Source organism: Agaribacterium sp. ZY112 (assembly GCF_041346925.1).
Classification (GTDB): Bacteria; Pseudomonadota; Gammaproteobacteria; order Pseudomonadales; family Cellvibrionaceae; genus Agaribacterium.
Map to the genome: position 1 here is coordinate 2,414,623 of NZ_CP166840.1, position 20,229 is coordinate 2,434,851.

The 20,229-nt window shown below is 42.6% G+C and carries 17 protein-coding genes; all 17 read left to right on the forward strand.

Features of this window, described 5'->3' with window-relative positions:
* Positions 1-17 precede the first annotated feature (17 nt).
* Positions 18-725, forward strand: a complete 708-nt coding sequence (locus tag AB1S55_RS10505) for a transglutaminase-like cysteine peptidase (protein WP_370978052.1) — start codon at positions 18-20, stop codon at positions 723-725.
* Between the two features lie 38 nt (positions 726-763).
* On the forward strand, positions 764-2,731 hold the full coding sequence (locus AB1S55_RS10510) for a LapD/MoxY N-terminal periplasmic domain-containing protein (RefSeq protein WP_370978054.1): 1,968 nt from the start codon (positions 764-766) through the stop codon (positions 2,729-2,731).
* A gap of 182 nt (positions 2,732-2,913) precedes the next feature.
* The gene (locus AB1S55_RS10515) at positions 2,914-3,465 is read left to right on the forward strand and encodes a hypothetical protein (RefSeq protein WP_370978056.1); all 552 of its coding nucleotides are present in this window, start codon (positions 2,914-2,916) and stop codon (positions 3,463-3,465) included.
* 117 nt (positions 3,466-3,582) lie between these two features.
* On the forward strand, positions 3,583-4,926 hold the full coding sequence (locus AB1S55_RS10520) for an O-antigen ligase family protein (protein ID WP_370978057.1): 1,344 nt from the start codon (positions 3,583-3,585) through the stop codon (positions 4,924-4,926).
* Positions 4,907-5,980, forward strand: coding sequence for a glycosyltransferase (locus AB1S55_RS10525; protein WP_370978059.1), 1,074 nt, complete (start codon positions 4,907-4,909; stop codon positions 5,978-5,980). Before AB1S55_RS10520 ends, AB1S55_RS10525 begins: the two co-directional genes overlap by 20 nt.
* A 44-nt stretch (positions 5,981-6,024) precedes the next feature.
* Positions 6,025-7,227, forward strand: coding sequence for a hypothetical protein (locus tag AB1S55_RS10530; RefSeq protein WP_370978060.1), 1,203 nt, complete (start codon positions 6,025-6,027; stop codon positions 7,225-7,227).
* Positions 7,196-8,224, forward strand: a complete 1,029-nt coding sequence (locus AB1S55_RS10535) for a polysaccharide pyruvyl transferase family protein (RefSeq protein ID WP_370978062.1) — start codon at positions 7,196-7,198, stop codon at positions 8,222-8,224. The genes AB1S55_RS10530 and AB1S55_RS10535 overlap by 32 nt, the downstream gene beginning before the upstream one ends.
* Entirely contained in the window at positions 8,211-9,503 is a 1,293-nt protein-coding gene (locus AB1S55_RS10540) for a hypothetical protein (protein WP_370978063.1), read from the forward strand. The genes AB1S55_RS10535 and AB1S55_RS10540 overlap by 14 nt, the downstream gene beginning before the upstream one ends.
* A complete protein-coding gene (locus tag AB1S55_RS10545; RefSeq protein ID WP_370978065.1) occupies positions 9,496-10,488 on the forward strand; it encodes a glycosyltransferase family 2 protein in 993 nt (330 codons plus the stop codon). Before AB1S55_RS10540 ends, AB1S55_RS10545 begins: the two co-directional genes overlap by 8 nt.
* Positions 10,481-11,473 (forward strand): glycosyltransferase family 2 protein, encoded by a 993-nt coding sequence (locus AB1S55_RS10550; RefSeq protein WP_370978066.1) that lies wholly within the window; start codon positions 10,481-10,483, stop codon positions 11,471-11,473. The genes AB1S55_RS10545 and AB1S55_RS10550 overlap by 8 nt, the downstream gene beginning before the upstream one ends.
* A gap of 55 nt (positions 11,474-11,528) precedes the next feature.
* A complete protein-coding gene (locus AB1S55_RS10555) occupies positions 11,529-12,566 on the forward strand; it encodes a glycosyltransferase family 4 protein (RefSeq protein ID WP_370978068.1) in 1,038 nt (345 codons plus the stop codon).
* 291 nt (positions 12,567-12,857) lie between these two features.
* The gene (locus tag AB1S55_RS10560; RefSeq protein WP_370978069.1) at positions 12,858-14,069 is read left to right on the forward strand and encodes an outer membrane beta-barrel protein; all 1,212 of its coding nucleotides are present in this window, start codon (positions 12,858-12,860) and stop codon (positions 14,067-14,069) included.
* Positions 14,069-14,593, forward strand: a complete 525-nt coding sequence (locus AB1S55_RS10565; protein WP_370978071.1) for a polysaccharide biosynthesis/export family protein — start codon at positions 14,069-14,071, stop codon at positions 14,591-14,593. Before AB1S55_RS10560 ends, AB1S55_RS10565 begins: the two co-directional genes overlap by 1 nt.
* 25 nt (positions 14,594-14,618) lie before the next feature.
* Positions 14,619-16,820: a GumC family protein gene (locus AB1S55_RS10570; protein WP_370978073.1), complete on the forward strand. Its 2,202-nt coding sequence runs from the start codon at positions 14,619-14,621 to the stop codon at positions 16,818-16,820.
* A 9-nt stretch (positions 16,821-16,829) separates the two neighbouring features.
* Positions 16,830-17,567: a tyrosine-protein phosphatase gene (locus tag AB1S55_RS10575; protein WP_370978074.1), complete on the forward strand. Its 738-nt coding sequence runs from the start codon at positions 16,830-16,832 to the stop codon at positions 17,565-17,567.
* Entirely contained in the window at positions 17,567-18,268 is a 702-nt protein-coding gene (locus AB1S55_RS10580) for a VpsP family polysaccharide biosynthesis protein (protein ID WP_370978075.1), read from the forward strand. The genes AB1S55_RS10575 and AB1S55_RS10580 overlap by 1 nt, the downstream gene beginning before the upstream one ends.
* 86 nt (positions 18,269-18,354) lie before the next feature.
* Positions 18,355-20,202, forward strand: a complete 1,848-nt coding sequence (locus AB1S55_RS10585; RefSeq protein ID WP_370978077.1) for an acyltransferase family protein — start codon at positions 18,355-18,357, stop codon at positions 20,200-20,202.
* Positions 20,203-20,229: the final 27 nt, after the last annotated feature.

Consider the following 20,229-nt stretch of genomic DNA (forward strand, 5'->3'; position numbering starts at 1 on the left):
AGCAAGTAGGGGAAGGGGTGCGCAGAGTCAACAAGGCTAGGGCTGAGTATTACCTGCGAAGCACTGTAGCTGTGTTGGCTTTTGTGGTTGTTATTGTTGTTGCAGACGGCGCGCGTCAATTACTGGATTTACTCACGCCTGCTTTTATTCGAGAGTATCAGCGCACTTATGGCGACTCAGCGCTTGAGCGCTTAGAGTCTTGGCGTGAACTGATTGAAAATAATCAGCACAAGAATGACTGGGTCAAGCTCAATAAAGTTAATTCCTTTTTTAATCGTAAGCTTCGTTACGAAAAAGACATTGAGCACTGGCGTGTGGAAGATTATTGGGCCACGCCAATTGAGTTTTTGGGAAGCCATGCAGGGGATTGTGAAGATTTCACCATTGCTAAGTACTTTACCCTGAGAGCTCTAGGTGTCGAGGTTAGCAAGCTTCGTCTTATGTATGTTCGAGCCTTGAGCGTGAATGAAGCGCATATGGTGCTTATCTATTCTGAATCTCCCTCAGATATACCTCTTGTTTTAGATAATATTGAGATGTCGATTAAGCCCGCCAATAAGCGCCGGGACCTTAAGCCCATTTATAGTTTTAATGGTGATGGGCTTTGGCTTGCTAAGGCAAGGGGCTTGGGTAAAAGAGTTTCAGATAGTAGTGGTGTTGCACTTTGGCAGGATGTTATTTCTCGAATTGAGTCGGGGCAGTTAAAGAGTACTGCTGTTGATTAGTCTGCTTTTACCAAAGGTATAAGCTTGTGGGGTATTTTGTGCACATTGACGTACGACGATTGAGTCTTAAAAATCAGCTTAATATTGTTATTTTACTTTTAGTCTCCTTAAGCTTTTTCGCTAGCATTTGGGTGAACGTGAATAATGCTCGGGGTTTTTTATCTTCCCAGTTGGCTGTTCATGCGCAAGATACGGCGACAAGCTTAGGCTTATCACTGCGCGAGCCAATGCTTGAAGAGGATGAGTACGCAATTCACGCAACGATAAATGCGATTTTTGATGCGGGCTTTTTTGAATCGATGCGTTTGGAGTCTGTAGATGGTCGAGTGCGTTACGAGCGTAAATTAAATGCTGCTCCTCAGGATGTTCCGGTTTGGTTTGTTCGCTTTTTTCCTCTAAAAGCACCTATGGCCTCTACACATATAGATACCGGTTGGACGATAGGCGGGGTTTTGTATGTTCAGCCTCACCCAGGCCTGGCCTATCGTCAGCTGTGGCAAGGTGCTGTGACCAGTGCGCATCTTACGCTGACCTTGTTTGCCTTTGCTTTGGCCCTGGGTTATATCCTTCTAAGGCAAATTTACAAGCCGATTCAGGCCGCCTCGGAGCAAGCTCGTCATATCGGTAATAAACAGTTTGAGTTAATAAATCCAGTTCCTAAATCTAAGGAGCTCCATACTTTTGTCTCAGCAATGAACCGAATGGTTTTGAGTGTTAAGTCTATGTTGGATGGGCTGAGTGAGCTTGCACAAAAAGCACAGCAAGATGCTTATCTTGATACGACCAGTAAATTAGCAAATAGGGCGGCTTTTGAAGGGCGTTTAAAGAGCTTGTTGGAGCTTGATGCTGCTGAGAGTGGGTATTTGCTCATGTTGCGCTTTGAAGGCTTACAAGAGCTGAATAAGAAAGAAGGCTATCTTGCAGGTGATGAGCTTGTACAGAAAGCTGCTGCTGCTTTGCTAAAGGTTTTTCAGGGGCTTGAGGGGGTTGAGCTCTATCGCATATCAGGCTCTGAGTTTGTGTGTTGCATGCCGGAAAATATTTATGGAACAATTGATGATTTGTGCTCTGAGTTGGTGGGGCAGCTGAAACACGCAGGGTTTTTTAATGAAGCTCCGGCAAGGGGAATACGTTTTGGGCTTGGGCTTAATTCCTTTGCGGCAGGGGATGAACGTAAACAGCTGCTCTATGGTTTGGATTTAGCCGCACGAAGGGCTCTGGATGAGGCGTCTCATATTGCTTACCGATCTGAACTTGGTTTGGGGGAGGGCTTTAGTGCATTAAAGCAAGTTGTGGACGGTATTTTGGCCACACCTAGTCAGTGTATTAGCCTTAGAACGCAGCCTCTGCATTGGTATGGGGCGCATACTGTTATTGAGGCTGAGCTCTTTGCTGCGTTTGAATTCGGAGGGCTTACTTACCCAGCTGCAGATATCTTTGCTGCCGCAACACATTTTGGTCTTGTCTCTGAGCTTGATGTCGCCGTATTGGGTTGTGTTCTTGAGTATCTCAGTGGGCAGCCAGATTCGGGTTCTAAGGTTGTTGTTGGTCTTTGTAAGGAAACCTTATTTAACCCCTCACTAATGCCAAGTATCATTAAGCGACTAAAGCAGAGTGCTGTGACACAGCGCTTGGTCTTTGGTGTGAGCGAGCAAGCTTTGCTCTGGGTGAGTGAGAAAGAGTCTGAAGCACTTTTGGTATTGGAGCAGCTTAAGGGACTTGGCGTTTCAATTTGTGTGAACCGTTTTGGTTCAAGTTTGCGTAGTTTGACCTATTTGATGGCATTAAAGCCGCTTATGGTAAGGCTCGACCCAGCCTTTACGGCCTCAGAAGAGCTGCTGAAACAGAATAAACCCTTGTTATTGAGTTTCTTGAGTTTAGCTCATGGTCTAGGGGTGAAGGTGGGAGCTCAATACGTAGAGTCTCAAGCGCAATTTAACCTACTAAGTGAGCTCGGTTTAGATGCCTCTCAGGGCTATTACCATGCTCGGCCCAAGGCGATTTAACCTCTTTGTAGTAATTTTTGTTTAAAGTTTGTACTGCTTGCCTGCTTTTATGTGAGCTGATTCAAGTTTTTAAGTAAAGATGGTTGAAAGAAACGGCACAATGCATGCTTGTTTCGTTTGCGTTAAGAGTTTCAAAGCTGGATAATGCCGGCGATTTTGATACAAATTAAAGGAATTGGGGAATGAAGCGAATTATTTTGGCGTGTGCGCTGTCTCTATCAGCTGCTGTGAGTTGGGGTGGTGTAAAGGAGGATTTAGCTGCAGGTCAAAGTGCTTCGGCTATTCTTGAAGCCTCGGGCGACTCTAGTGATTTGCTTGCGCTGGCTGCAGAAATTAGCTCTTTGGATTCAAGCTTAGCGCCTGAAGTTGTTGCGACCAGCCTTAGCTTGGATGCTCAGCAAGGGCTTGCTGTTTTGGGGGCGCAAATACAGTCATTGCCTGATCAGGCAGCTCTTATTGTTAAGGCAGCTGTGCAGAGCCAGCCTAATTTGGCGCAATCTATTGTAAATCAGGCGGTAGCAGCAGGTATGAATGCCGATGCAGCGATAGCTGCGGCCATTTCTGGTGGTGCTGACCCATCATTGCTTGAAGCTCCAGAGGCTGGTGATTTATTAGCTGGGGGGCCTCTTGGAGATCGTGGGGTGACGACTATTGTTGATCCGGTCACGATTCCTAATACTCTTGGTGTTCAAGAGCCTCCTGTTGGTGAAGAGCCCCCTGTTTCTAGAAATTAATGAGTGACTGCTTTTGCAGTATCGCCCAGCCCTTTTGCACCGAAATGACACCTTAATATAAGGTGTCTGATCTTAGCTATGGAAGACCCATAGCCCTAATGCTTGCTTAGTTGCACTATGTCTTCTCGCGTTCCTTATGCTTTGCTCTGTTTCACTATTTGGTTCGCGCCAATCCCCCTTGGTGCCAATCGCCCTTGGGCCTGGGGTTTAGTTGAGGCGCTTATTGCGCTTACTACTCTGTTGTTACTTGTCAGCCATTCAAGCTCCGACATCATTAAATATGCTCGCTCAAGCTTTTCTCTCTTGGCGACATTGTTGTTTGTTCAGTTTTGCGTTTTTCTACAAATTCTTGGTGCATCTTGGTCGCTTAGCTTCCTCCCTTATAGTTTTGATGTAAGCAGTAGTGAGACAGCTCTATTAAAGGGCTTAAGTTATTGTTTGTTTGTACTTTGCTTTTCGGTGTTAGTCTCAACTCGGCGTAGGCAAAAACAAGTGATCCGGGTCGTGATGGCTGCTGGTTTGACTCAAGCTGTTTATGCTGTTTTTTTACAGTATTCTGGTTTAAGTGAATCTTTCTTGGGGTATCCAGTAAGTGATAGGGCGCGTGGCTCTTTTGTATATCACAACCATTTGGCCAGTTATTTAGTGTTATGCCTTAGTCTTACCATAGGTTTTTTGGTTGGTAGTCTTAAGGGCTTTGATTCGGGGTCTAGACGAAGTCGCTTGAGTTCAATGATTGAGACTATGTTGAGCGAAAAGTGGATTGTCCGTGTCGCCATTATCATTATGGTTGTGGCATTAATACTGACTCGTTCACGTATGGGCAATGCGGTATTTTTCTTGTCGGTATTTGTTGTGACTGCTTTAGCCCTATTCGTGATGCGCCGCCCAGCTAATACTCTTAAGTGGTTGGTTTTAAGCTTGTTGTTAATGGATATGTTCATTGTTGGAGCTTATTTTGGGGTTGAAAAAGTTAAAGAACGTATAGAGCTGACTTCTTTCGCTGGGGAGACCCGCGATGATGTTGTTGCAGCGTCCATTCCCTATATAGAGGATCATTGGTTTAGCGGGAGTGGGGCAGGCAGTTTTGGTTCTGTTTTTCAGGCCTATCAGCCATCGAGCTTTGGTGGTTATTACGATTATGCTCACAATGAGTATATTCAGTTTTTGGTAGAATTTGGTTTTTTCCCCTGTTTGGCCTTAGCGTTGTTTATTTTATATGCGATGTCCCGTGGGCTTAGGGGGCTGATGACGGAACGATCAAGATACCGTTGTGGCTTGCACTTTGCTTTAGTGATGGCTCTTCTTGCAATTTTTATACATGCTACGGTTGATTTTGTTTTTCAGGTTATGCCAAACGTGTTGGTACTTCTGGTTATTATTTCGCTGTCTTTCTCGAATAATACGTTGATTAAAAAGGCGTCCAAGAAAAAGGGTCATTATGTCTCTAATTACAATTAACCCAATGAAGTCGACCAGTTTGGGGGGAGTGGAAACTCTTATCCGTGAGCTGCAAGCTGTTTACGCCGGCTCAGGTCCTATCACTGAACTCTATGAAAAGCCTTCTGAAAAAGATGAATTTAATGAGCGGAAGGGAGTGGAGTACCGCTGTTTTGGCATAAGTTTCTTAGGTTTGGCTATATTATCGAAGATATTGACCAAGTTTAGGCAGATATTATTTTTGTCCCGATCTTGTTCTTCAGGGCATGATGCTACAGTCGTGTTATTTCACCCGAATGATTTGCTGTATATGCCAGCCCGTGTTCGTAAAGAGGCTAGGGTTATTTTGGTCCAAACAAATCGTTTGGATGTTTTCTTTGGTGGTAGGCTTGAGCATTTTGTTCTACGTAGGTATGCGCGTTTTGTTGATGTCATATCTGTTTATACGGATCAAGATGAGAAACGCTTAGCAGAAGAGTATCAAGGCGCTTTTTCTCGGACAGTGGTTATTCCTCGGGGTTGTAAAATAGATACAGCAGAGGTTGCACCAACACATTCAAAAAAATTAGTCGCGATTGCTCGTATTGATGAAGAGCAGAAGAACTTTACGGCCATGGTCTCGATTATGCGAAACCTACCTAGTGACTTCTCCTTAGATATTTATGGTGGTGGAAGTGCTTCTGAAGTGGCTGCTTTAAATAAGCTAGTTGAGCCATTCGATAAGGTCCGTTATATGGGGGTCACTGTTGATGTTCAAGAGACATTGTCCAATTACGCTGTTTTTATAATGACCTCTCACTACGAGGGCTTTGGACAAACGTTAATAGAAGCGAGAAGCCAAGGCCTGCCTATTGTTGCTTTTGATACCTTTGATGCTCTAAGTTGGATTGTTGACGATGGCAAAAGTGGTTTTGTTGTGCCTGCTTATGATGAGGCCTTATTTGTTAAGAAGCTTGAATTGCTCTGTGGGTCTAAAGAGTTGTACGCCTCTTTTGCTGAGCAGTCGTTATTGAAGGCTAGTGAAACGGATCGAGCGGTGGTTCGCAGTAAGTGGTTTAAAGAGTTGATACATTAATGACTGTTGATAAGCTTCAGCTGTTTGTTTTTTATGCCTTATGCTTGGTTATTCCATTTGAGAATACAATGTTGGCATCGCTTGCTGGAGTGTTTACCGCGCCACTAGGGGTTTTATTATTGCCTGCCATGTTACTTTACGTGGTTACAAGCTTGAGCTTGTTTGAGAAAGCAGATCTCTGGCTTATAAAATTTTTCTTGCTTGTATTACTCATATCCATCCTTAATCTATCTGTCTTAATAGCCGACTATGATATTGGTTTTTTGATTGATCGAGGTTTGAGATTTGCTCTTTTAGCGATACCTACGATGGCGGTTTACTTATTTTGTATTCGCCTCAATTTAGCCACGCTTGAAAAGGGAGTGAAGATCATCTTTGCGGTTGTAGCTGCGATCTATGTTGTCAACCTGTTGGTACCTAGTGTCGTTAATTCTAGCTCTCCGTTGCAGTTTAGTGAGGCCTTATCTCCCCACAGGATGAGGGGGTTTACATTTGAAGCGAGTATGTTTGGTTTTCAGTTCGTCATTGCATCTTTGATGTTTGCTTGTGTAATGAAGTTCCCATTAAAAATTGTGGTCCCGTTGATCTTGATTCTATGCATCCCTATTACATCAAAAGGGGCGCAAATATTTTTTATGTTGGCTGTTTTTGTAGCCATTGTGCAGTGTTTTATACGTCTTCAGCCCATAGCGAAAGTATTGGTATCAATTTGTTTAAGCACCCTTCTTATTTGGGTGTCTAGTGGCTACGTGGCTAGTATGTTTGCTTCCGATATTGAGAAGTACTCTAGTGTTGCTACGCGCTCTACCATCTTTTTGACACCTATTGTGGCCCTCTTTAGCTTTCCTCAGGGGAGCGGCTTTTTTGGTTTCCTACCCAGTATTTATAGCTATGGCCCCATTGCTATGGATTTTCTGGACGCCATGTTTCCAAATGCACTTAACTTCACCGAGGTGATGCCATATTTTGTGGTGGGTAATGTTAAAGGTGTGGGGACAAAATCCTTTTTTATGGATTGGCTGTTGTATGGCGGCTTAGTATTTTTGTTTTTTTACAGTAAAGCGGTTGGAGCTATTTTTTCAGAGCTCTCACAAAAAAAGTCGTTTTACCCGATTTGCATGTTTTGTTTTGTTGTCTTTTCGACCTTCTTTTATGTGCCTGCGGATGGGCGTTATATCGCACCTTTCGCTATCGCATATATCGTACGCTTGATGCGTGAGTCAAGAAAGGAACAGCAAGCGTTATGAATTTTTGATTATGGATAAGGGTGGTTTTGTTATGGTGCAAGAGTATAAGCAGGATTGGTATACGCATTTGGATGAGCTTAAGTCAATGCATAAGGATATTGCGGCTTTGTGTGAAGGCAAAAAAGTCGCTTTTTTAGACCTCCCGTTTCACTACAATGTTGGCGATTTGTTAATTTATCTAGGTACTGAACAGTTTTTTAAAGACTATTCCATAGATGTTGCTTATCGTGCGTTTTGCAAGAGTATTAACCATAAACGCCTGCAAACCTGTGATGTTATTCTGTTTCAGGGAGGAGGTCATTTTGGTGATATTTATCCCGCCCATCAGTTATTTCGTGAAGAGATTATTTCTCGCTATCCTAATAAGCGAATAGTGATGCTGCCAGCGACGATCCACTTTGCTTCTGAGCAGGCGCTAGAGAAAAGCAAGGCTATACATGCTCAGCATAAAGATCTGCACCTATTACTTCGTGATAAGAAAAGTGAAAAATTAGCCGAAGGCTTTTCAGAGAATATCTCCTTGATGCCGGATATGGCTCATAGCTTGCATCCACTTATCGAAGCATGTGAGGTGGAAGATAAAGAGCCTAGCTGTTCAAAAATACTGAATATGCGTCGCATTGATGTAGAGGCTAAAGCTGGGAGAGAGATCGGTATCAGAAAGAAAGGTTTTGATTGGGACTCGATTGTCTCTTCTTGGGATCAAATATTATATCAATTGACTCACATGGCTGAGCGTTTCCCTTGGTTTATCCCAAATGAAAAGCTTGTGAAGTTGTGGTTGCGTCAATCCAATTCTTTGGTATTTCGATCAATTTTTTACTTTAACTCGTTTAACCTTGTTTATACCGATCGAATGCATGGTTTGATTCTTTCTTACTTACTAGGTAAGAATATTAAGTTGATTGATAATTCATATGGGAAAAATTACTCATATTATGAATTGTGGTTAAAAGACTCGCCTCTGATTGAGCTGGTGGGAAATGAGTCTAAGTAAGACCGACATTATTGCCGCTTATTCAGCGGTAGCCGCGGTGGTTCGCATGTTGAGCGGGCCACTGACTATCTTAATAGTTGGCGCGTTGTTAACCACTGAGGAGATGGGGTTCTATTATACCTTCTACTCATTTGTAACAATGGCTATGTTATTTGAGGTAGGGGTAGGTTATGTGCTTAAGCAGTTCTACAGCCACGAAATTAAGTTGGATGCTAACGGCAATTTAGCTGGTTCTAGCCAGCGTAGTGTCAATCATATATTTCGTTTCTCTCTACAATGGTATTCGTTAGTTGTACTTGTTTATATCTCAAGTATTTCAGTCTTGGGCGGTTTTTATTTTTCCGATTATGTTGGCGAGATTGAGTGGCAAGCACCGTTTTACCTGTTGGTTTGTGCGAGTGGCTTTCGTGTCTTTTTGAATGTATATGACTCGTATTTAGATGGTGTACAGTATCAAGAACTGGTTAATGCCATACGTTTACTGTCTACCTTATTGGCCGCTTTTTCTTTGTGGGCCGCGATTTACTTAGATTTAGGGCTTTATTCGGTTGCTATAGCTCAACTCGTATCGGGGCTTGTTATCGTCTGTATCGTGCTTCTTCGCCGAGCTAAAGTGTTTTCTCTTTTGGGCTCTGAGTTCAAAGAGGGCTACTCGTTTAAAGCACAGTTTTCTGAGATTTTTCCCTTATTTGGCAAGACAAGCTTAGTTTGGTTCTTTGGCTACTTTTTCTGGAATGGGTTTACATTGATAGCATTCCGAGTTTATGGCGCTGAATTTGCTGGACGTATTGGCCTTTCGGTTTCGATTGCAAGGGGGGGCTATGATGTTGCCAGCTCATTTTTATTGAACCAACGCACCATATTGGCAAATCAAATTGCGAATAATCAGGTCGATGCTGCGCTGAAGGTGTTTCGTCGTTACTTTTTGATCGCTGCTGTTGTTCTTGTAAGTGGTTACGGTGGCTTTTTATGTTTTCAATACTGGCTTCCAGATTTTTATTTGTTTGCTAAGTTGTTGGGGCCAACAGAGCTGCTTACGCTGTTTGCGTTTTTCTTGGTGACTCTGGTGACAGGCAGTTTAAATAATTTTGTACGTGCCTATAAGATTGAACCCTTTGTGTCCATGTCTATCTATGGGGCTATCTTTGTACCTCTAGCCTTTTGGCTTGGAAGCCAATTTTCTATTGATAATATCTTTTTACCATCATTGCTGGTTCTGATCGTACCTGTGTATGTATCTGTCAGTACTTTTTACAATAAGGTTTATAGACATGCCTAGCCCTTTGGTTTCAATTATTTTGCCCGTTTACAATGTTGAAGCTTATTTGGAGCAGTGTTTGCTTTCTGTACTGGCGCAAACATATGAGTATTATGAGTTGATTTGTGTAAATGACGGAGCAACGGATAGCTCGCTTTCAATTTTAGAACGTTTTAGTTCAAAATTTGATGGGCGTATGCGCATTGTTTCTCAAGAAAATGCAGGTTTAGCAGCGGCGCGAAATACGGGTTTAGACTTGGCCTCGGGAGAGTATATCTACTTTCTTGATAGTGACGACTGGATTGATGCACAAACCCTGGCTGAGTGCACGGCTAGTATTATTCAGAACCATGCGGATTTGGTGGTTTTTAATGCGGAGGCGTTTAGTGAGTTAGAGGCGTCAAGTTCGATTAAAGAGCTAAATTATGTACGTGATTTGCCTAAAGCTTTGTATGTAAATGAGAGCATTTTTTCTGATACATACGCTCGAAGTTATATCGCACAGTCTTGTTGTTATTTTTATCGCCGTGCTGCGTTTATCAATCATCGTTTTATCCCTGGTATCTTGCATGAGGATCATTACTTCACCACACGGTTATTTATTGAGGCATCCTCTACGGTTGTTCTTGAGCGGGCTTTTTTCATGCGTCGTATTCGCCCAGGCTCTATCACTACCGTTAAAACAACTATGGCTCATGCCGAAGGCTATTATGTGACGGTCGCGGCTCTATCTGCTTGGTTTAATGAAAAGGCTAATGTTGATTCTATAAGAGCCGATTTCCGCCGCTATTTAAACTCATTGTTACGTGACGGTTTAAAGGCGGAGTTTCGAGTTGCACAGCAAGATGGGCGTTCAGTCACACTACTGCGTAAACTGAGTTTGCTTAAGCGCTTTGTGCGTATCGTAAGTGCTAAAACATTATTGCTGATGTTTTTTTCTCGATCTTTTTATCGCATAAAAGCACTTTTGAGCAAGGCTAAAGTGAAAGGGGAGGCCCATGCTTGAGGTGGCATCTGAGAAATTGAGGGACGATACCCCTTGTGTGCGTTACTCGATTATTGTTCCTGTTTATAACAACGCATCGGGTATGAATTCTATTGTTGATTGGTTTGATCGTAACGATTTTTTCTCCAAATCAGTTGAGTTAATCATTGTTGATGACGGCTCTTCTGACCCCGTTAAGCCTAAAGGCTGCTCGGGCGTTGGCTATTATTATCAGGACAATACGGGCGTATCTGGCGCAAGAAATTTAGGTATTGAGAAGGCTCGAGGAGAGTATCTTTGCTTTTTGGATTCAGATGATGCTTATCATGATAATTTTGTAGATGTGTTTGACGAAGCATTGGCTTCTGGCTCCTTCGATATGCTGGTCTCGGCTCCTTGTTATGTGCAAGCATCTGAGCGGAACATACGCTCGCACAGTGCTTCTGCGGGGCGTTATCGTTCTAATGATTTTTTACAAGCTTACTTTTCTAAAAGAATAAGCGCTCATGTGTGCTCTATTTTATTGCGTCGGCGTTTTTTATTGGAGCAGGGTTTGCGCTTTGATCGTGAGCTCTATCTGTCTGAGGATATTTTCTTTATTGTCCTCTGTGCCACTAAAGCTTCTAACTTGGTGTTAGAGGAACAGAGCTATTTTGATTACTATCTTGTTGAAGGCTCAGCGACCAATCGTATCGCGACCGAGAAGGTGCTAAACCACTTTAAATCATTTGTTGCAATCTCAGACTTAGACAGTGATAGCTCGTTGAGGCGCAGTAAGAATTATTTTGTTGCGACCATGTATGTTCACTTTTTGCTTAAGTTGATCTCCAATAAAACAGAAAGTTCCGAAGTAATATCCTCTACAGTCGCAATGAATAAGTTATTGCGGCAGCCAATGGTGTTTCCTATAAGTACTCGTGGATTGGTACTTTTCTTGTTTCGAATTGTCTCTTATTTGCCGTCACGTCTGTGGCTGTTTTTTTTAACACGTTTTTGTCGACCTTAATTCGGGTGGGTATGAATAGTATTCGGGTGTATATAAAGAATAAGGTGGGCAGTTAGTGAAGATTTTACATGTTGCGGAAACAATAAAGGGCGGTGTGGAGACCTACCTGCGCCTATTGTGTGAATACCAAATCGAGCAAGGGGATGAACCTATCTTGCTGTGTAATGAGCCCGTTGATTGGCTCGACTCAGATAAACAGTATGTATTTCCGCGTGAGTCTCGAGGGCTAAAAGGCTTGTTGGAGCTTGCTCGTAGTTATAAGGCGATATTAAAAGAGAGTGATGCGCAAGTTATTCATTTGCACGGTACATTTGCCGGCTTGATCGGTCGAGTGCTTCGTCGCTCTGCTGCTGGGCGCCCTTTGGTTTATTGCGCTCATGGCTGGGCCTATGATCGAGGCGACGGTGTATTACGTTATGCATATATGTTTGTTGAGTGGCTGCTCTCTTTTTTCTGTGATGCTGTTATAGCAATCTCGGAGCATGATGCTGAGCGTTATGTTGGGGGGCGTGGAAAACTTGTGCTAATTGAAAATGCCCTGGCAGATGCATTTGATGTGCCCCCAAGCTTTCCCGACAAAAAGACCTTGCTCTATGTTGGTCGTCTAGATAGGCAAAAGGGAATTGATTTACTTGTTAAAGCTTATGATGACGGCGCTTATGATTTTGATTTATTAGTTGTTGGAGATTCGGTTCTTGCTGATGCGACTATAAATACCCAAAAGAGTCGCTGTCAGTTTTTGGGCTGGTTAAGTGCAGAACAATTACAGCAGTTGTATGGTAACGTTTCAGCGCAAATAATTCCGTCGCGTTGGGAAGGTTTTGGTTTGGTTGCTTTGGAAGCGATGGCGGCTTCAAAGATGGTATTGGCTTCTAATGTTGGAGGCTTAACAAAGCTGGTTCATGGCGCCGAAGGAATCGTATTTGAAGCGAATTATGATGGGCTTGTTGAGGCCTTGCGTAAATTTGATCGTATTGAAAGCGCTGAAATAGTGCATAAAGGGCAGGTAGGGCGCGCTTTTTATGAGCAGGGCTATCGAATTGAGCGTCTTGGTCAGCAGGTGAAAGCTTTGTACTCGCGCTTATGCGGCTAAAGCCTAGGCTCTTTATCATAAATTAAGAAGAATTGTAGCGAATCGGGTCGTTTTTTTATGTTTTACATGGATAAAAGGTTTGTCCATGTGTTCGATGCGCTTTAAAATGTAACCATTATTCCCAGATGCTTGTTTATATAGCGCACTTAGGCTTTGTATGAGTTGAGAGGGATGTTTAAGATTGAGAATCAGTCCTTGCTAGGCAGTTAAGTAATTATATTGCCATCTAGATACTCTCATATGGAATTTACACCGTTAAGCATGGCATATATGCCTGCAACAGGGGGCGGAATGAAAAAGTTTAGAAGGTTGTCGTTGTTAGGCTTGGCTGGCTGCATAACTGCACCGGGTGTCATGGCTGAAAAATTTGATCCCGCTCCGATTAACTTATCGGGCTCGTTAAAACTTGTTCCTACGGTTGAGGCCGCTATGGAGCATAGTGATAATATTTATGATGAGGAGTTTGATGGAACCTCATCGAATATTCTTGTTGTTAAACCCGATTTTGCCCTCGGTACTGATGATGGCGTCAATCGTTATGGCGTACGTTATTCATTAACCTCAGGTACGGTTTATGTTAACTCAGATGATGATTATCTAGATCATCGCTTTAGCGCTCTGGCTCATATTGAACCTAATAGTAAAAACCGACTTGATATAGACGCATCCTACAATAAGTTGCATGAAGATCGAGGTTCTGGTTTGTCAGAAGGGCGTCCTGATGCGATCGATAAACCTGTTGAGTATGATATGACCTCAGCTAATGCTAGGTATCAATTTGGTGCTGAGAGTTCCCGAGCAAGGATTGGCGGTAAAATTGGCTACTACTCAAAGGAATACACTAACTTTCGTGAATATTCAGCCGCTCGAGATACCGATCAGAATAATTACGGCCTTGACTTCGAGCTTGGTTTAGGAGACGTCACCGCTTTAACGCTAGATGGCGTTGCCGCTGATATTCGATTCCCCCATATTGGAACAACCGAAGCTAGCCGTGATAGTACAGATAACCGTGCTTTTATAGGCCTTAAATGGGAGGCTCTAGCAAAAACCACTGGTAAAGCGAAAGTGGGTTATCAGGTTAAGGATTTCGACTCTGAAAGCCGTGAAGACTTTTCGGGTACGGCGGTTGATATAGGCTTTACTTGGGAGCCGAAAACATATTCATCAATCGATTTCAGCTTAGGACAGGTAGCTAAAGATCCTACTTCTGTTGGGGCTGTTGGAGATTATATCGATGAGCGCTATCTATTATTAGCTTGGAATCATGGTTGGACATCAACTATATCTACCGATTTTAAAGCGTCGTATTCAGATGAGGACTATATCGGAAGCGGTGGCCGTCATGATGAAACCACAGGGTTTTCTGCAGAGCTGAACTATGCTTTTGCTCGTTGGTTAAAAGGTGGGCTTGGCTATGATTTTACTGACAAGGTCTCAACTGCAGAAAATATAACATTTGATAAAAATGTTTACAGTCTGTCTATAACGGCTAGCTTGTAATGCGATTTATTCTGTTCTTATTTCTTTTCCTATCTAGTTCGCTATTTGCTCAGGAAAGCACTAATGGGGACTACCGCTTAGGTGTGGGAGATTCCATACAGGTGCTTGTTTATGATGAACCTGACCTAACTATTGAAACAGTGATTGGTGATGATGGTGATATTAACTTCCCTTTTTTGGGGGATATTCCTATCAGCGGAAAAACCACTGACCAAGTGCAAAAGATCATTACCGAAGGCTTATTAGGGGATTACCTGATTAAACCATCAGTGCAGGTGCTTATTGTGGCTTATCGTCCCTTTTATATACATGGCGAAGTTAAGCAGCCCGGCGGTTATGCTTATCACCCTGGTTTGACGGTAGATCAAGCAATTGCTCTTGCAGGTGGGCTTACTGAGCGAGCTTCAGAGCAGAAGATTTTTATTAAACATGAAGTAAGTGGTGACGTTGTAATTGATAAAGTCGACTTAACTTATGTAATAAGCCCAGGTGACACCATCACTATTAAGCAGAGCTTTTTCTAGTTCCGCCTTTTATACAGAGAGTTTTATGCAAACCTCCCCTAATCTTCAATCTGCAGCGATCGACTTGTTAGCTTATTGGTACATTGTACTGAAGTATAAGTTTCAGATTCTTGGTTTTGCGCTTTTCACGACCCTGCTTGCTGCGATATTTATTGTTGGGATGAGCCCTATATATCGAGCAACATCTTCTATCTTGATTAAAGCAGAGCAAGAAAAGGCCGTTTCTATTGAAGATGTTTATACGCTTGATACGACTCGCAAAGAATACTTCCTTACACAGTATGAAATCTTACGTTCCAATAGCATTGCTGAGGCTGTTGTAGATCAAGTCGACTTAGGCAGTTGGGATGAGTATAAACCTAAGCAAAATACTAGCTTATTAGCGAGCTTTAAAGGCCTTATTAAGTCGTTTTTGCCAAAACCTGAAGTTAAACCGATAGATGACGAACTAAAGGCCAGGGCGGAAAAAGTTCGTTTGATTTATGAATTTAAGAAGAACCTATCTATATCCCCAGTCCGTAAAACGCAGTTAGTGCATGTCAGTTTTGAAGCTCAAGATCGAGTACTAGCAACTCGAGTAGCTAATTTAATTGGCGATGTTTATATCGAGCACCAAATGGGCGCTCGTTTGTCCGTTAATAAGAAAGCAGTTGGTTGGCTGGGCGAGCGTTTAGAGCAGCTGCGCCTGAATCTAGATGAGTCCGAAGCTAAGCTTCAAGCATTTCGTGAGCAAGAACAGCTTATTGATATTGAAGGTGTGAGTGGCATCGTAGCGAGTGAGCTTGAAGGCTTGTCTTTAAATTATCGTGACGCGAGGAAGCGTCGTGTTCAAGCTGAAAGTGTCTACCTATTAGTTAAAAATAACAATATAGCTCTCGATACTGCAGAGCTATCAAGTTTGGCGGAGATTAGTAATCACCCATTAATTAGGGAAATTCGCCGCTCGGAGATCGAGGCCGAGAAAAAAGTTTCAGAGCTCTCTCAGCGCTATGGCCCTAAACACCCGAAGCTTATTGCGGCTAAAGCGGAGCAAGAGGCCGTCAATCAAAACCTGGACAACCAAATTGTTAAGCTTGTTAAAGGGATTGAAAAGGAGCTGTCGGCAGCAACAGATAGAGAACGTCGATTGCTTGGCCAGCTCAATGAAGCTAAGCAAGAATATCAGGTGGTTAGTGGTAAAGAGTCTGAATACCTCAAGCTAAAGAGGGAAGTCGAGGCAAATCGTGAGCTTTACAATACTTTTTTGTCTCGCTTTAAGGAAACCGATATAGCAACTAACTTTGAAAGTCAGCAAGCGAGTATTCTAGATCGAGCGGAGTTACCTGGTGCGCCGGTTAAACCTCAAAAGGCTAAGTTGATTACTGTTGTGTTTGTTATGGCAGCCAGTTTTGCTATTGGTTTGGCTATATTGCTCGAAACTCTGAATGATAGCTTTCGAAGCGCGTCACAGGTTGAGGAGCAGCTTGGGCTTCGTTTTTTGGGTTTATTACCCAAGCTGCCTGTTAAGAAGAATCAGCCACTGAATATTCATGCTTATTTTGATGAGCAATTTAAAGATTTTTCTGAGTCGGTTCGCACCCTGCGAACAGGCTTTGTTCTATCTCACTTAGGCTTAGATCATAAGGTAGTTTCTATATCCTCATCGCTACCGGGAGAGGGGAAGTCTACAACATCGACAAACATAGCTTTTGCCATGTCTCAAATGGAGAAAACCATCTTAATTGAGGCAGATATGCGTAAGCCTAGCTTTAATAAACTGTTTTCATTGCCCCCCTATCAAGCGGGTTTATCTAATATTATTTCTGGCGTTGAAAAACTGGATGACTGTATCATTAAAGATAGTAAGTCAGGCCTCGATATCATTTGTGCGGGCCATATTCCTCCCAACCCACTCGAATTGCTATCTTCATCTGCTTTTGAACAGCTTCTTCAGGAGCTTAAACAAAGATACGATCGCATAATTATTGATACCGCACCGACTCAAGCTGTCAGTGATGCCTTGGTTGTTGCTAAGTTGTCCGACTCATTGATTTATGTTGTTAAGTCTAATAGTACAAAGAGGTCTTTAGTTCAGCAGGGGGTAGGCCGATTGCTGGAGGTAGGCACTAAAATAGATGGCATCGTCCTTAATCAGGTTGATATTGGTGCAAAGTCTAAGTCTGGTGGCTATCAAGGTTATTATGATTATTACAGTTATGGCTCTAAGCAAGAGAGTAAGCCGTCTTAATGGCGCGTTATGATTGATCTTCATTCGCACATTCTTGCTGATATAGATGACGGAGCCTCTACACTTGATGACTCTGTTGCAATGCTGGCTGAAATATCAAAACAGGGCGTGAGCACTGTTTTGGCTACGCCTCATATTCATATCGGTGTATTTGATAATACATTAGAGACAATTAGAGCTTCGTTCACTTTACTTTGTGAGCGATTACAAAAAGAAGCGTTATCGATTACGCTTGGTTTTGCCGCAGAGGTTCGCCTTTGTCCTGAAATTATTACTTTGCTTGAGCAAGATAAATTACCTTTTCTTGGCTCTATAGCAGGGAAAAAGCTACTTTTATTAGAGTTTCCTCACACCCATATTCCCCCTGGAAGCGAAAGATTTATTGACTTCCTTTTGGCGAAAAATATTCTCCCTCTTATCGCCCACCCTGAAAGAAATGTAGAGGCTCGTGAGTTGCCTCAAGTACTGCAGCCCTTTATTCAGCGCTCATGTATGTTTCAGATCACCGCAAGCTCAATTTTAGGGCAGTTTGGAAAGGAGTCAGAGAGTTTGGCTTGGCAGTTAATAGCTTCTTCGCCGAATGTTGTGGTGGCTTCGGATATGCATAACATGCAAAAGCGAGCCCCAAGAATGGAAGAGGCATATAGAGCCGTGAGTTCAAAGTTCGGTGAGCTTAGAGCCGATGAGTTATTTGTGCAGCTTCCTCATCGAATTATCAGTTCTAATTCTAGCCTAGTGTCATTTTGATGTTTTCTCAGTCAATACATAGTCTGTTGCTTAAGCTTGTTATAGCTACGCTGTCTTTATTGATTTTGTTTTTTTCTTTTGAGCGTGCCTTTGCAAATATCTTTTTTTTGAAAATTGATGCGTATTTTAGTCGTTGGAATGAATCGGCACAGCCAATACCGGATGAGTTAGAAGACGCTCGAGCTGCTATTGTTCCTATGTTAGCTTGGCAGGGCAATAACCCCGCTTATCACTCTGCAGCAGCCCGTGTTTATGAATGGCAGGCTTATTATGATTTTAATGAGTTGCAATTAAGGCAAGAGGCGTTACGAGAGGCTCTTAGCTATTATCAGGGCGCTGCGAAGCTTAGGCCTGCATGGCCTGACACCTGGGCGGCCAAACTCAAAATTAAAGCCCAGTTAAACGAGTTTGATGATCAGTTTGCTCGCTATATTAAGGCGGCGGATAAATACGGCCCGTATAACCTTAATGTTAATCAAACCATTGCTAAAACCCAGCTTCTATATTGGGATGAACTACCTAAAAACTTTCGAGCGCTAGGTTTAAAACATATTACAAGAGCCCTTGCTAATGATCGGCTAAGGCACCCTTTAGTCCTTTATGCTCGATCTTTAAATAGGCTTCCTATTGTATGTTCTATAGGGCAGCTAAATGAGCTTCCTCTGGTCATAAATCATAAATTCTGTGTCACCATAAATTAGGCGCTTTTCACTCGGCGTAATTATTGCTCTGTTAAAAAACGAAACTATCTATAGCGTGTGGGCGGCTCTATGTGTGGAGTTGTATCGTGAGTTTTCGAAAGGATATTAATGGCTTAAGAGCGATAGCTGTTATTGCTGTTGTTCTATACCACTTTAACCCGATATGGCTGCCCGGTGGTTTTGCTGGGGTTGATGTGTTTTTTGTTATCTCAGGCTTCTTAATGACAGGCATTGTTTTTAGGGGCTTGGAAAATAACAGGTTTTCGATAGTCACCTTTTACGTGGCTAGGGCTAATCGGATTATTCCCGCTCTGGCTTTTTTATGTTTGACATTACTGGTTTTGGGTTGGTTTACTTTTAGTGCTTATGACTACGCTCAGTTAGCTAAGCATGTTCTGAGTAGTGTGACCTTCGTTTCCAATATGGTGTATTGGGGGGAGTCTGGTTATTTTGATGCAGCATCACATGAAAAGTGGCTATTACATACTTGGTCGCTCTCTGCCGAGTGGCAGTTTTATATGCTTTATCCTATTTTTCTTGCGTTATTTAGCCGGTTTGTATCACTACCTACTTTAAAAATTCTTGTTTTAATTGCTACGGTCTTAGGCTTTCTGTTTTGTGTTGTGGCCAGCTATACATCTCCGCTTGCCAGTTATTTCCTTCTTCCTACCCGCGCTTGGGAGATGTTGATTGGTGGCGTCGCTTATTTATACCCAATGTCGCTTAAGGCAAACCATAAGCGATGGTTTGAGGTGATTGGCATATTAATGATAGTGGCTTCTTATTTTAGTCTCTCTCAATACGATGCATGGCCCGGTTATTTAGCACTTATTCCTGTCTTAGGTGCTTTTCTTGTTGTGCAGGCTAATTCTAATACTAGCTTCTTGACTGGGAACGTTGTGTTCCAACATTTGGGTTCTTGGTCTTACTCAATCTATCTTTGGCATTGGCCTCTTGTCGTTGTGCCTATGTACTTTTCTGTTACTAGTTATTGGCCGCTTATTGGTATTCCACTATCGGTGTTACTTGGTTGTTTGAGTTATCGTTTTATTGAGTCAATAAGATTTTCATCCTTATCCCATTGGGCGAGTGTGTATCGCTCGCCGCCACTGTATATGGTTCTTGGGATGGCTCTATGTTCTTATCTTGTAGTTTATTCAGAGGGAGCAATGACGCGCTTTTCTGAAGCGGATCAGCTTAAGGCTAGGAGTGCCTTAGTGGCAGTTGATGATTGGACTTACCCCATGCATGGGGATTTGAAAGTTGGGGAAAGCGATATTCGTTTCATTGAAGGGAGTACGGATAAAAATATTTTGTTTATTGGTTCAAGCCATATAGAACATCTTTATCCATATGTCGCTTCATTAGATAGTGAATATAATGTTTATTTTTTGACTATGGGTGGCTGCTTTGTCGCCGAGTCATTTAAAAACCCTAAGTGGAGTTGCTCTAATGTTCAGGGCTATAAATCGCTTATGGAGCAGGTCGAGTTTGAAAAAGTAGTTACATCTTTATATAACATTAATGGTTATCTGTCTGGTGATGCTGAGATAGCTACGCGCCAACTTAAACAAAGAGTCCGTGAATATGATCAGTTTTTGGCTTATGTGAAAACTAAGGTAAAACAGGTTGTAGTCTTATTGGGCGAGCCTAAAGGTGATGAATTTGACCCGAAAAAGTCGTTGCGCCGAGATCTAGCTGGTTTTATTTCTGTAGAGCAGGCTAGGTCTAATTATCGCGTGCATTATGAGGCCTTGCAGTCACTTCAAAATCTAGAAGGGGTCATGGTTATTGATCCTATTGATTATCTCTGTACGGATGTTTGTAAGGTCATGAATAAGGATTATGAGTACTACTATAGCGACTCTAATCATCTCAGGCCTTGGTACGCGATAGCATCACTTGATTTCCTCGACCCTGTACTTACTAGGTAGTTTTAGAGGTGTTCATGCTAGCTCGTT

Bases quoted from the DNA above. Each gene is read 5' to 3' on its own strand.
- AB1S55_RS10525 (WP_370978059.1), top strand. From the start codon at position 4,907: ATGTCTCTAATTACAATTAACCCAATGAAGTCGACCAGTTTGGGGGGA.
- AB1S55_RS10545 (WP_370978065.1), top strand. From the start codon at position 9,496: ATGCCTAGCCCTTTGGTTTCAATTATTTTGCCCGTTTACAATGTTGAA.
- AB1S55_RS10575 (WP_370978074.1), top strand. From the start codon at position 16,830: ATGATTGATCTTCATTCGCACATTCTTGCTGATATAGATGACGGAGCC.
- AB1S55_RS10565 (WP_370978071.1), top strand. From the start codon at position 14,069: ATGCGATTTATTCTGTTCTTATTTCTTTTCCTATCTAGTTCGCTATTT.
- AB1S55_RS10520 (WP_370978057.1), top strand. From the start codon at position 3,583: ATGTCTTCTCGCGTTCCTTATGCTTTGCTCTGTTTCACTATTTGGTTC.
- AB1S55_RS10540 (WP_370978063.1), top strand. From the start codon at position 8,211: ATGAGTCTAAGTAAGACCGACATTATTGCCGCTTATTCAGCGGTAGCC.
- AB1S55_RS10570 (WP_370978073.1), top strand. From the start codon at position 14,619: ATGCAAACCTCCCCTAATCTTCAATCTGCAGCGATCGACTTGTTAGCT.
- AB1S55_RS10515 (WP_370978056.1), top strand. From the start codon at position 2,914: ATGAAGCGAATTATTTTGGCGTGTGCGCTGTCTCTATCAGCTGCTGTG.
- AB1S55_RS10560 (WP_370978069.1), top strand. From the start codon at position 12,858: ATGAAAAAGTTTAGAAGGTTGTCGTTGTTAGGCTTGGCTGGCTGCATA.
- AB1S55_RS10580 (WP_370978075.1), top strand. From the start codon at position 17,567: ATGTTTTCTCAGTCAATACATAGTCTGTTGCTTAAGCTTGTTATAGCT.
- AB1S55_RS10550 (WP_370978066.1), top strand. From the start codon at position 10,481: ATGCTTGAGGTGGCATCTGAGAAATTGAGGGACGATACCCCTTGTGTG.